Origin of the sequence: Streptomyces rhizosphaerihabitans, assembly GCF_025399795.1 — a bacterium.
GTDB classification, from domain to species: domain Bacteria; phylum Actinomycetota; class Actinomycetes; order Streptomycetales; family Streptomycetaceae; genus Streptomyces; species Streptomyces rhizosphaerihabitans.
Map to the genome: position 1 here is coordinate 94,750 of NZ_JAODTZ010000023.1, position 12,354 is coordinate 107,103.

Here is a 12,354-nt window from a genome sequence, read left to right on the forward strand (position 1 = left end):
GCACCGGCCCACTTGACGGGCGGGCCGGTGCGGTCGGGTCACGCGGTGTGCAGCGTGAGCCCGTAGCGGTTCAGGATCTCGTTCACGGGCTGGTACCAGGTCTCGCCTCCGCTGGTGCAGTTGCCCCAGCCGCCGGAGGTGACGCCCTGCGCCTGGTCACCACTGATGAACGAGCCACCGGAGTCGCCGGGTTCGGCGCAGACGCTCGTCTTGGTCATCTGGTGCACCGCGCCCTGGCTGTAGTTGACGGTCTCGTTCTTCGCGAGCACGTTGCCGCAGTGCCAGTGCGACGTCGACCCCGAGCGGCAGATCGACGCTCCGACGGGGGCCTCGCCCGAGCCTCGGACGAGCTGGTCCGAGACGGTTCCCCAGCCGAGGACGACGGGGACGGTCCACCAGCCGCTGCCCACGTTGACCCAGGCGTAGTCGTTGTCCGGGAACGAGGAGCCCTGGAAGTTGCCGATGTAGCTGTGATCCCAGCCGCTGACGCCGGCGCCCGGCTGCGCGCAGTGTCCCGCGGTGACGAAACCGCCGTACACCGAGAAGCCTATGGAGCAGCGGACGTTGCCCGTGTAGTAGGGGTCTCCGCCCACCGTGCCGGCGGCGAACGTCCTCGGTGCCTTGTCGGTCTGGCGCACGGTGACGGGACCGGATGTGCGGGCACGGGCGACGAAAGCCTGGACATCGTTGTCATGCTTGTGGGCTGAGACCACGTTGATGACGACCGAGCTCGCCTTGGGGTCGACGTGCCAACTGGCCACACCGGCCGGTGCGTCGAGTGCGTCGATGCGTGCCATCGTGGTGTCGAGCTGTCGCTGGCTGTGTTCGACGAGGGTGACCCGGGCGCCGGTCGCCTCCACGGCCTCGCGTGAGGCGGCCTTGGTGAGGGCCACGACGAGCCGACCGCTCTTGGCGTCGAACCAGGAGCCCCCGTACGAGGTGCCGGCCGCGCGCCGGGCGGTGCGCTCGACACCGCGTGCCGTTGTCTCGTCGGCGAGCCTGGCGGTCGCCTGCTGCTTGGTGAGTCCGAGGTCCTGCTGCATGGCCGAGATCAGTGCGGAGGAGGCGGGTGCCCGTGACGCTGCGGCGGTGAGGGGGGCTTCGCCGGCCGCGGCCTGGGTGAGTCCGAGCGCCGCGGTGCTCACGAGCAGGCCGGCGGACAGGGTGATGCGCAGAACTGTGGTGCGTCTCAAGGGAGTTGCCTTTCGTCGATCCGATGGTCGGTGAGTGGGGCGAAGGGCAGGAGAGAGCGCTCTCAGAGTTGCGTGAACGAGGGTAGTGGGTGGTCGTGACTAGGTCCATACCAATGCGCCGGCCGCTCGGACGGTCTGCTTCCGGGGGTGCGAAGGGTTTCTCGGATCGTGGTCGGCGGCACGGAGGCTCTTCTGCGGTGGACGTGGACGTGGACGTGGACGTGGGCGTGGGTGTGGGTGTGGGTGTGGAGGTGGGACGGCGTGCCGGAAGTCCCCTGCCGGTCCGCTGTCATATGTCCGCGTCGGCGAACCCTGGGTCGACTTTTGGTGTCACATTCAGTCAACGTCCGGTGGCACTCCGACCGGTTCTCCGCGATCTTGAGGCCGAGGGTGAACAGCGTCTGATCACTGTCGTGTTGGCAGTAGGCTCAACCTGCTGCGGCGCCCCGATGATCACTCCTGCTCGGTAGGGCATTGACCCGTGGCGATCGACGAGATCCCAACGGCGTGAGGATGAAGCACAAGTGCTGATAGCGGGGCGGTATCGGCTGCACACCACTCTCGGGCGGGGCGCCATGGGGGAGGTGTGGCGGGCCTACGACGAGATGATCGGCCGGTCCGTGGCCGTCAAACTGCTTCTCTCCCAGGACGCCGACCCGACCGCCGCGGCCAGGTTCCGTCTGGAGGCCCAGACCGCGGGCCTGCTCAACCATCCGCATGTGGTGGGCGTCCTGGACTTCGGGTCGTACGAGAACCGGCTCTTCCTCGTGATGGAGCTGGTCGAGGGCGACAGTCTCGCCCGTGTCCTCGCCAGTGCCGGGACGCTTCCCGCCGAGCGCGTCGCGCGGATCGCGGCACAGGCCGCCGCGGGGCTCGCCGCCGCTCATCAACAAGGCATCGTGCACCGGGACATCAAGCCGGGAAATCTGCTCCTGGACGCCGAAGGGAACGTCAAGATCGGCGACTTCGGGATCGCCCGCTTCCTCGACGATCCCGCGGGCGGCCTGACCGCGACCGGACAGATCGTCGGCACCAGTCTGTACCTGGCTCCCGAGCGTGCCCTGGGCAAGACCGCCGGGCCGCCGTCCGACATGTACTCCCTCGGCTGCGTCCTGTACCAGCTCCTCACCGGCCGACCGCCGTTCCAGGCCGGCAGCCCCGTGGCGGTCCTCCATCACCACCTCGACACCGCCCCCACCCCGCCCCGGGAACTCGGTGCCGACCTGCCGCCCGCCTTCGAGAACTACCTGCTCGGCCTTCTCGCCAAGCAGCCCGATGGCCGGCCCACCGCACTTCAGGCAGCCGCCTGGTACGGCACGGGCGCCTGGCAGGGGCGTCCCGAGCCGCTCCCGGCCGCGATGCCGGAGCCGGGGCGCCACCGGCAGGACCGACAGGACACAAGGGCCACCGGTCCCGCGACCACGTACGCCCTGCCGTCGGTGGCGAGGGACACCGCGGGCGGCCACCGGTCGCGCCGACGCCGGCGCCCGGGGGTCGGTGAGCTCCTCGCCGACCGGCGAAGAGCCGTGGGCGCGGCCGCCGGAGCGGTGGTCTTCCTTCTGGCGGTGCTCGTGGGCGTGGCGTGGTTCTCGCCCGACAGCAGTTCCGCGCAGACCCCGCAGCCCGGCTCGACCGGCGCGGTGAGCACGTCCTCACCCGCGGCCTCGGAGCCGGGGGCGTCTCCCGCACGGTCGTGACCGGCCACGCGGAGGCCGAGGCCGGCGGCGATGCGCCGATGCCCGGCCGGGGAGCGTGCGGGCGTGGACATGGCACACCCATGCGGAGCCACGCGGGTGTGATCCGAGGTGCTGCCCCGGATATCCCCGCCGGAAGCCGGAAGCCGGAAGCCGGAAGCCGGAAGCCGGAAGCCGGAAGCCGGAAGCCGGAAGCCGGATGGATGAACACGGCGGCCCCCTGGTCGCAGCGGCAATCGGGCTCCACAGCAGGCGAGTTGAGGTGACGTCGGCGTCCGTCCGGGCAACCAGGACGGACACTCGGACGTCCTCTGGTCGAGGATTCCCGAGGGAGGCGCTGATGGGGCTGGTGCGTACATTGCTGCCGCTGTCGCGGGAGGCGGCCCGGCTGAGTCCGCGTCCAGGGCGGCAGTGGCACGGCGCCGCCCTGATGCGCTGCCTCACCCCCGGCTGGGTGCTGTTGCGGCCCGCGTCGCCGCAACGCCGGGTCGCCTGGGCCGAGGAGGCGGTGGCCGTGTACCGGGCGCTGGTCGAGACGGAGGAGCCCAGCCCGCGACACCGGGACCTCCTGGCCCGCAGTCTGGTCCAGCACGCCTCCGCGTTGCTGCTCGTCGGCCGCTGTGAAGAGTCCTGCACGGCGATGGACGCGTCACTGGCCGTACCGGGCGCGCGGTGGTCGCCGGCGCGGCGGACGCACCTGCTGCATCTTCGGGCGCAGGCGCAGTTCGACCTGGGGCGTCGGGACGACGCACTGGTCTCGGCGGGGGAGTGCGTGTCCGCCTACCGCAGTCTTCTCCCCACCCGCCGGGATCGTGCCCTCGGCGGTCTCCCGGGCGCGTTGCGCACGTACGCGCTGGTGTCGGCCGCCCTGGATCGCACGGAGGAGTCCGTGGCCGCCTACGAGGAGTGCGCCGGGCTGCTGCGGACCATGTCGGTGCGGGAACTGGGGCGCGTGGCGCTGTTGCGGGTGCGCGTACTGAGTGAACTGACCAACCGATTGCGGGCATTGGGCCGGTACGAGGAAGCGCTGTCCGTCGGCCTGGAGGCGCGGGACGCCACCGACCCGATCACCCTGTGGGCCTCGCGCGGCACCGTACGGCCTGTGCGTGTACGGCTTCTCGTGGACCTGGCCCGTTGCCTGGAGGCCACCGGAGACCTGCCCGCGGCCCGGACGAGCGCCGAGAAAGCCGTCGATGAGGCCCGGACCCTGACCGGCAGGGACCGGAGGGCGGGGGAGTCGCTGCTGATCACGGCGCTCGACTGCCTTGCCGACCAGCTCGGCGCACTTGGCGAACCAGGAGCGGAGTCGATCGCGCGGCGAGAGACGGTGGACGTGTCCGACGCCCTCGTCGCCGAGCGGCCGGATGTCTACGATCCACTCCTCGCTACTTGCCTGGAGCGGCTGGCCGACTGCCACAAGGCGGCCGGTGACGTTCGGGCGGCGGTGTGGGCGAGCGAGCGCGAAGTGGCCGTACGCCGACGCGCGGCGAACCTCGACCCCGCTGGTCACGAACCGCAACTCGCCGCTGCTCTATCGGACTTGAGCTCGATCCGGCAGGACGACGGAGACCTCGACCGCGCGATCGGGGACGCCCGGGAGGCGGTCGCCCTCACCCGCCGCCTGGCCGAGTCCGACTGGTCGGCCCATCATTCCCTGACGGCCCGCCGTCTGCGTGTGCTCGGCCGCGCGCTGCGCTGCAACGGCGACCACGAGGCGGCTGTCGCCTGCTACGCGGAGTCGGAGAGCATCCTTGGCGACGAGTCGGCGGGTCCCGGCAGGGACCGGCACGCCGCCGACCTGGCCGTCACCCGGTCCGGCCTCGCCCTCGCGCTCGAAGCGGCGGCCCGCGCCCACCTGGCCGACGGCCGTACCGACGAAGCGGTCACCGCCCTGTGCTCTCTGCTGGCGCTCACCCGCCGCACCGACCGGACGGGCGTCCACGTCCGCTGTCTCCGCGCCTTCGCCCTTGCCCGCGCGGAACACCGGGACACGGTCGTATCTGCCTGGACGCGAGCGACCGGTGAGGACTTCCCGACGTTCGTGTACCGCTGGTCCGGAACCGGGAGCAAGGACCGCCTGCCGGACGGGAACTGAACTCCGGCGGCGATCGGGCGGATCCATCCCTTGATCTTCGCAGGGAATCCCGGCCTTCGGGCCGGGCGGGAATGCGGTCCTTGGCCCGCAGGCGCGAAGCGCCGGAGTTCGCTGCGTCTGGGGGGTGGGGGTCAGGCCGGCCGTTTCTGGCTCTCGATGTACTCCTTGACGATGCTCAGTGGCGCGCCGCCGCAGGAGCCGGCGAAATACGACGGGGACCAGAACACCGAGCTCGTCCCGGCCGGATCGATCCGGCCGGTGTACTCCGCGCGCAGGTAGCGGGAGCTGACGCCTTTGAGGCTGTTGACGAGCTTGGACAGGGCGATCTTCGGCGGGTAGTGCACGAGCAGGTGAACGTGATCGCCTTCACCGTTGAACTCCCGCAGCTCGGCCTCGAAGGACCGGCACACATCGCGCATGATCTCCTCGCAGCGCCTGAGCATGTCGTCGTTGAAGACCTCCCGCCGGTACTTGGTGACGGACATCAAGTGGGCGTGCAGGTGGTCGACGACGTCATTTCCTCGTTTTATATGGGGATCTGGTTTCCAATGTGGTGACATACGTTGAGACAGTAGGATCAAGCCAACCTGACCGGAGGGTGGGTTGGATGATCCGTGCGTACAAGTTCCTGCTGCGGCCCACCGTCCGGCAGGCGCAGGCGCTGGGCGAGATGCTGCGGGATCACTGCTCTCTCTACAACGGGGCTTTGCAGGAGCGCCGTGACGCCTGGCGGCACCCGTCGAAGACCAGCGTCCAGTACGGGGTGCAGTCCGCGCAGCTCAAGGAGATCCGGGCGTTCGACCCGGAGCGTCAGGGCCGCTGGTCCTTCTCCTCGCAGCAGGCCACTCTGCGCCGCCTGGACAAGGCGTTCGCCGCGTTTTTCCGTCGGGTCAAGTCCGGCGACACCCCGGGTTACCCGCGTTTTCGCGGGGTGAGCTGGTTCGACACGGTGGAGTTCCCGAAGGACGGGGACGGCTGCCGCTGGGACTCCACCCCGCACGACCCGGTCACCCGGGTCCGCCTCCAGGGTGTCGGCCATGTGAAGGTCAACCAGCACCGCCCGGTGGCCGGCCACGTCAAGACGGTCTCGGTCAAGCGCGAGGGCCGCAAGTGGTTCGTGATGCTCACCGCCGAACAGGACCAGCCAAAGCCGCTGCCCGCGACCGGCAGCGTGGTCGGGATCGACCTGGGCATCGCGAACTTCCTCGCCGACTCGGGTGGCGCCTTCGTGCCCAACCCGCGCCACGGCCGCCGTGCGGCCGCCAGGCTCCAGGCCGCGCAGCAGGCCCTGTCCCGGTTCCCGCGCTGCAAGGCCAGGGACCGCACCGGCAACCACCGGCGCGCGGTGGAGAAGGTCGCCCACCTGCACGGCAAGGTCCGCCGCCAACGGCTCGACCACGCGCACAAGACCGCGCTCGGCCTGGTCCGCGCGCACGATGTCATCGCGCACGAAGACCTCAAGATCCGCAACATGAGCAGGGCCCCGGCGCCGAAGCCCGACCCCGGCCGGTCGGGCGTGTTCCTGCCGAACGGGGCTGCGGCGAAGGCCGGGCTGAACCGTTCGATCGCTGATGCCGGTTGGGGGGTGTTCCTGACGATCCTGCACGCCAAGGCTGAAAGCGCCGGACGGGGAGTGATCGCCGTGGACCCCCGCAACACTCCCCCAGACTCCGTCCGGGGGCACCCCCACCCGCACCTGCCCCCACTGCGGGCACACCGCCAAGGAGAACCGGCCCACACAGGAAAAGTTCCACTGCGTCGCCTGCGGACATATTGCGCACGCGGACACCGTGGGAGCACTCAACCTTCTACGGGCCGGGCTGGTCCGTCGCGACGCCGACCCGGCATAGCGAGAAGCCCCGTCCTGAAGGACGGGGAGGAGTCACGACAGACCGGACGGGTGACATCCCGAAAGCGGAACGCTCCTTCTTAAGTACGGGTTAAACGCGCCTTAAGGAACCATGGGCACCGCGTGCTTCCGCAAGTAACCGCAGCTCAGAGTGATTTGGTGTGCTCGGCTGTCAGTTGGCCTCTCAACAACTCGTGCGTAGCATCGGGGCCCACCGGTGCCGTCCACCGTTGGCAGGAGAGCGCTCTCATCGATGCTCTCTCATCGCCCGCACAGCGGGCACGGGCCGGAGTACGGGTTCAAACTCCCCACAGACAATGTGTGTTCAGCCATGGCTGCTCATCGCGCACGTCGATGGTCCCTCGGAGGACTGGCGTTGCTCCTCGCCACGGGCGTCGCCGGTGGCGTCCTCTTCGCCACCACGGGTCCCGCCGCGAACCAGGCCCACGCCGCCTCGGTCGTGCAGACCTGGTCCGACGAATTCGACGGGGCCGCCGGAAGCGCGCCGAACTCCGCCAAGTGGACCTTGGAGACCGGTGGTTCGGGCAACGGCAACCATGAGCTGCAGTACTACACGAACAGCACCGGCAACGCCGCCCTCGACGGGAACGGCCACCTGGTCGTCACCGCGCGCAAGAACAGCGACAGCGGACTCCAGTGCTGGAACGGAACCTGCCAGTACACATCGGCCCGGCTCAACACCGCGCGGGCCTTCACCCAGGCCTACGGCCGGTTCGAGGCCCGCATCAAGGTGCCGCGCGGACAGGGGGTCTGGCCCGCCTTCTGGATGCTGGGCGACAACCTGGGCAGCGCGGGCTGGCCGAACAGCGGCGAGATCGACGTCATGGAGAACGTCGGCAAGGAACCCGGCACGGTGCACGGGACCATCCACGGCCCGGGATACTCCGGCGCCGGCGGCATCGGCGCCGCGTACACCCTGCCGGGCGGCAAGGCCTTCGCGGACGACTTCCACGTGTTCGCCGTCGACTGGAGCCCCACCGCCATCACCTGGTCCGTGGACGGGCAGACGTACGAGACCCGCACACCGTCCGACGTGAACGGCAACAAGTGGGTCTACGACCACCCGTTCTTCGTCATCCTGAATCTCGCGGTCGGCGGTGACTGGCCCGGCAGCCCGGATTCCGGCACCTCCTTCCCGCAGACCATGACCGTCGACTATGTGCGGGTCTCGGCCGCGGACACTTCCCAGCCCACCGCCAGGACCGGAGCCATCAAGGGCATCGGTGGCATGTGCCTCGACGTGGCGGGCGCCTCCAGCGCCGACGGGACACCGGTCCAGCTGCACGGCTGCAACGGGGCCGACGCCCAGAAGTGGACCGTGGGCAGCGACGGCACTGTACGAGCCCTGGGCAAGTGCCTCGACGTACTCGCCGCCTCCACCGAGAACGGGGCCGCGGTTCAGCTCTACAGCTGCAACGGTACGAAGGCGCAGCAGTGGACCCTCACCTCCGCCGGTGATCTGACGAACACCGGCGCGGACAAGTGCCTCGACGCCAAGGACAGCTCCTCGGCCGACGGCACCCGCCTGCAGATCTGGACCTGCGGCGGAACGGCCAACCAGAAGTGGACGCTCGGCTGACCGGGCCTCTTCCAGGACGCCGAGCCCACGGCGATCCGCCTGACCCTGACCCCCTTCCAGGGTCCTGGCGCCCTGCCCCTCGCGGGCAGGGCGCGGAACCGGGCGGCGAGCGCCGGGGAGAGGGTCAGGGCCTGCCTTTGGTGAGGAAGTGGGGCGCGTGCGTCGCCACCGCCGACATGACCTGCCGCTTCGACGGGTTCACCATCGAGGTGCCCGCAACCGTCACGGTCGGGACGGTCTCGTTCCCGTCCGCGACCGAGCGGACGAAGGCGGCTGCCTCGGGGTCCGCCCAGATGTTCTTCTCGGTGTACCGCAACCGGCTGAAGCGCAGCCGCAGGCGCAATTTCATGCAGTACGGGCACAGCGGCCGCCAGTAGACGACCACGCCCTCGTCGTTCCCGGTCACGGATCTCCCCCCCCTTGATCGTCACGGTGTTCCGGGCAGCGTAGACGAGCGGCCGGGCGGTGCCCAGGGCGTCCGGAACCCGGGCGGGGCCGGGTCGGCCGAAGGAGAGGCCGTCGCGCGAGGCGCGTCTGTTCGCTTCGGCAGGGGATATCGATGCAAACCGGTACTCCGGTCGCGCGCCACGGGTGAGCGAATATGGTGGAACCCTGACAAATCGGAATGCATGGGCGGTTAACGGTCTACGGAAGTGTCATGGGTGCATCGCTGGACGGACTGGGCCGACCGGGGTCGGAGCTGGACGAGGCCGTTCTCAGGGCGCTCTTCTCCGAGTCGACCGTGGGCCTGCATGTCCTCGACTCACAGCTTCGCCTGGTGCGGTTCAACACGGCGGCCCGCTATGTCCGGGCGTTCGCCCTGGAGGAGGCCCTGGGCCGTCACCCGAGGGAGTGGGCCGGTGACTTCTACACGGGAAACTATGAGGCGACCGTGCTGGAGGTGCTGGACACGGGTGTGCCGGCTCTGGACGTGGAGGTGCGCGGCCACCTGAGTCCCGACAAGCCCGAGATCGTCCTGTCGGTCTCCTGCTTCCGGCTGGAGGACGCGGCCGGCGGGGTCATGGGGGTGGCGACGGCGGTCGTGGACATCACCGAGCGGAAACGGGCGGCTGCGCGTCTGGCCCTGCTGGAGAGTGCGAGCGGGCGCATCGGCACGACGCTGGACATCTTCCGTACGGCGCAGGAGTTCGCCGACGAGATGGTGCCCGCGCTGGCCGACACGGTGGTGATCGAGGTTCTGGACTCCGTCCTGCGGGGCGAGGTATCCGCGCCGGGCACCGTGATGGAGTTCGGGGCTCTGCGGTGCACGGGCCGTCGTTCCGTCGCTCCGGAGGCCGAGCGGTACCTTCCCTCCATCGGTGAGGCGATCGGCCTGTCCTCGGCGACCCCGTTCGCCCAGTGTCTGTCCGACCTCCAGCCGCGCATCATCGAGCACTTGAGCCCGGACGCGGGCTGGCTGGGGCGAGAACCCGTGCGGGGGCGCCGCATGATCGAGGCGGGGGCGCATTCGGTCCTCGTGCTGCCACTGGCGGCCCGCGGCTCCGTGGTCGGAGTGGCGCACTGCTTCCGGCACAGCACCCCGCACGCCTTCGACGACGGCGAACTCGCGCTGGCGGCCGAACTCGCCGATCGCGTGGCCCTGTGCCTGGACAACGCCCGGCTGTACACCAGGGAGCGATCGGCGGCCCGCGTCCTCCAGCTCAGTCTGCGACCGGCCCGGATCTCCGGCCATACCGCGGTGGAGACCGCCTACAGCTACTGTCCGCTCGGCGCCGGCGGAGACTGGTTCGACGTGATCCCGCTGTCCGGAGCGCGGGTGGCCCTGGTGACGGGCGACACCGAGGGCAGGGGCCTGAGGGCCGCCGCCACCATGGGTGAGGTGAGGGCCGCGATCAGCGCGCTGGCCGTGCTCGACCTGGCACCCGACGAGGTCCTGGAGCGCCTGCACGACCTGGTGACCCGGCTTCGCGGAGAACGGCCCCGTGAGCCGGATGCCCCGGCCGACGACGAGCTCCAGGACACGACCTGCGTCTACCTGGTCTACAGCCCCGTCACCCGCCGATGCGCGGTCGCGAGTGCCGGGCATCCGCCTCCGGTGCTGGCCCTGCCCGACGGGACCGTCGAGTACGCCGTGGTGCCCACCGGGCCGTCGCTGGGCCGGGGTCTGGCGAAGTACGGCACGGCCGAGTTCGAGCTCGCCGAGGGCAGCATCCTCCTGATGTCCAACACCGCCATGCTGCGCGCTGTCTCGGAGGACCCGTACGAGCAGTTGGCCCGGATCAGCGGTGCGTTGCTGCCGGCCGACCGGCCCCTGCAGAAGATCTGTGACGAGGTGCTGTACCGGCTGACGCCGGAGCACGCGGAGAACGACGCCGTCCTGCTGCTGGCCCGTACCCGCGCCCTGGGAGCGGATCAGGTCGCGTCGTGGACGCTGCCCAACCACCCCGCCTCCGTTGCGGAGGCGCGCGCCTGCACCGAGCGCGCACTGGCGGCCTGGGGCCTGGAACAGCACGCCTTCACCGCCACTCTGGTGGTCAGCGAACTCGTCACGAACGCGGTGCGTTACGCGGACGGTCCCATTGAAGTACGCCTCATCCTCGACGGCTCCGCCATCGTCTGCGAGGTGACCGACGACAGCAGTACCGCGCCGCATCTGAGGCACGCGGAAGAGGTCGACGAGGGTGGCCGGGGCCTCTACCTCACCTGGCAGGTCAGCCGCCGCTGGGGAACCCGTCCCGAGGCCCGCGGGAAGACGATCTGGGCGGAAATCGCCCTGTCCGAGGGCGGATGAGAACGCGAGGCCGTTGGGCCGGCGAGTGAGTGCTCCGGGTACGCGGAGCAGGGCGCCCTGGTGAGGGAGGGAGCCGGTCGGGACCGGCGGTGACGGCCGACCGGGTGACCTGGCGCGCGTCGCCCGCCCGGCCGCCGCCGCCCGGCCGTGTCGTCCGTCCCTGCCCGGACGGCCGTCCGTTACGCTCGCAGCGCCATACCGGGCCCGAATATACGGAGGACAGGACGGCGGGGATCAATCGCGAGCGCCTCGTCAGGACGCTGACGTTCTGGCTGCGTCCCGCCTTCGCGTTGCGGGTCGTCAACCGTTTCCAGAAGATCGTCGGTTTCGACCGCTCGATGGCCCTGGCATCCAGTGCGCTCACCGCGCTGATCCCGCTCACGATTCTCTGCGGCGCCGTGCTGAGCAGCTTCTCCGACTACGACGCCGCCGAGCGGATCATCCAGCGCTACGGCCTCACCGGGCAGGGCGCCGAGGCGGTCAGATCACTGCTCGCCCCCGCCGAGGGCACCACTGCCAGCGTGGGTGTCTTCGGCGGTGTGTTCCTGATCATCTCCGTACTGAGCTTCTCGCGCGCGGCGCAGCGACTGTTCGAACAGACCTGGCAACTGACCCCGCTCAGCGTCCGCAACACCAGGAACGGCCTGTGGTGGATCCTCGGGCTCGGCGGCTACGCGGCGGCCACCGGGTGGCTCCACGCGGTTCTGGGGGGGAGCAAGCTCGGGGTGGTGGCTTCGGTGTGCGAGATCCCGGTGAGCGTCGTCTTCCTCGTCTGGAGCGGCTGGGACCTGTCGGCGAAGCGGATCCCCTGGCGCGATCTGTTGCCGTTCGGCATCACGGCGGCCGTCCTGACCGCGCTCTACTCGGTGGGCGCGACCGTCTACCTTCCGCGCCTGTTCAACTCCTACGCGGCACGCTACGGAGCCGTCGGTGCCGTATTCGCGATGATCTCCGCGCTCTTCGCCGCGATGTTCGTCATCGTCGCGTCGGCGGCCCTCGGGCGTGAGATGCGCGACGAGTTCACCCGGATCCGTGGGGGCGACCGCCCCTCGGACGACGAGGTCCGCCGCCAGTGGGACAGTGTGGTCGAACAGGCCCGGTCGCGCTGGCGCACCACACGCGAGCAGGTCTCCTCCCACCGCCGCACCAAGGACGCGAAGAAGCCGTAGGG

The 12,354-nt window shown here is 70.2% G+C and carries 8 protein-coding genes and 1 pseudogene; 6 read left to right on the forward strand and 3 right to left on the reverse strand.

Features of this window, described 5'->3' with window-relative positions:
* Positions 1-38 precede the first annotated feature (38 nt).
* Positions 39-1,193, reverse strand: coding sequence for a S1 family peptidase (locus tag N4G66_RS23205; protein ID WP_261706091.1), 1,155 nt, complete (start codon positions 1,191-1,193; stop codon positions 39-41).
* Between the two features lie 524 nt (positions 1,194-1,717).
* On the opposite strand from N4G66_RS23205, the gene N4G66_RS23210 reads away from it, so the two are divergent.
* Positions 1,718-2,890, forward strand: a complete 1,173-nt coding sequence (locus N4G66_RS23210; protein WP_261706092.1) for a serine/threonine-protein kinase — start codon at positions 1,718-1,720, stop codon at positions 2,888-2,890.
* Positions 2,891-3,227: 337 nt separating this feature from the next.
* Positions 3,228-4,982 carry a tetratricopeptide repeat protein gene (locus N4G66_RS23215; RefSeq protein ID WP_261706093.1) on the forward strand — a complete coding sequence of 585 codons (1,755 nt, stop codon included), beginning with the start codon at positions 3,228-3,230 and terminating at the stop codon, positions 4,980-4,982.
* Positions 4,983-5,113: 131 nt separating this feature from the next.
* On the opposite strand, the gene tnpA is transcribed toward N4G66_RS23215, so the two are convergent.
* Positions 5,114-5,542: an IS200/IS605 family transposase gene (tnpA, locus tag N4G66_RS23220; protein WP_261706094.1), complete on the reverse strand. Its 429-nt coding sequence runs from the start codon at positions 5,540-5,542 to the stop codon at positions 5,114-5,116.
* A gap of 47 nt (positions 5,543-5,589) precedes the next feature.
* Between tnpA and N4G66_RS23225 the strand changes: the two are divergent.
* Positions 5,590-6,832: pseudogene (locus N4G66_RS23225) on the forward strand (RNA-guided endonuclease InsQ/TnpB family protein).
* A 330-nt stretch (positions 6,833-7,162) separates the two neighbouring features.
* Positions 7,163-8,431, forward strand: a complete 1,269-nt coding sequence (locus N4G66_RS23230) for a family 16 glycosylhydrolase (protein WP_261706095.1) — start codon at positions 7,163-7,165, stop codon at positions 8,429-8,431.
* Between the two features lie 124 nt (positions 8,432-8,555).
* Here N4G66_RS23230 and N4G66_RS23235 read toward each other — a convergent pair whose 3' ends face one another.
* Positions 8,556-8,837, reverse strand: coding sequence for a glutaredoxin domain-containing protein (locus tag N4G66_RS23235; protein ID WP_261706096.1), 282 nt, complete (start codon positions 8,835-8,837; stop codon positions 8,556-8,558).
* A gap of 252 nt (positions 8,838-9,089) precedes the next feature.
* Here N4G66_RS23235 and N4G66_RS23240 point away from each other — a divergent pair, with 252 nt between their 5' ends.
* The gene (locus tag N4G66_RS23240) at positions 9,090-11,183 is read left to right on the forward strand and encodes a SpoIIE family protein phosphatase (protein ID WP_261706097.1); all 2,094 of its coding nucleotides are present in this window, start codon (positions 9,090-9,092) and stop codon (positions 11,181-11,183) included.
* Positions 11,184-11,272: 89 nt separating this feature from the next.
* Positions 11,273-12,352, forward strand: a complete 1,080-nt coding sequence (locus tag N4G66_RS23245) for a YihY/virulence factor BrkB family protein (RefSeq protein ID WP_261706098.1) — start codon at positions 11,273-11,275, stop codon at positions 12,350-12,352.
* Positions 12,353-12,354: the final 2 nt, after the last annotated feature.

Excerpts from the sequence above, each read along its gene's own strand:
- N4G66_RS23215 (WP_261706093.1), top strand. The coding sequence starts at position 3,228 with ATGGGGCTGGTGCGTACATTGCTGCCGCTGTCGCGGGAGGCGGCCCGG.
- tnpA (WP_261706094.1), bottom strand. The coding sequence starts at position 5,542 with ATGTCACCACATTGGAAACCAGATCCCCATATAAAACGAGGAAATGAC.
- N4G66_RS23230 (WP_261706095.1), top strand. The coding sequence starts at position 7,163 with ATGGCTGCTCATCGCGCACGTCGATGGTCCCTCGGAGGACTGGCGTTG.
- N4G66_RS23240 (WP_261706097.1), top strand. The coding sequence starts at position 9,090 with ATGGGTGCATCGCTGGACGGACTGGGCCGACCGGGGTCGGAGCTGGAC.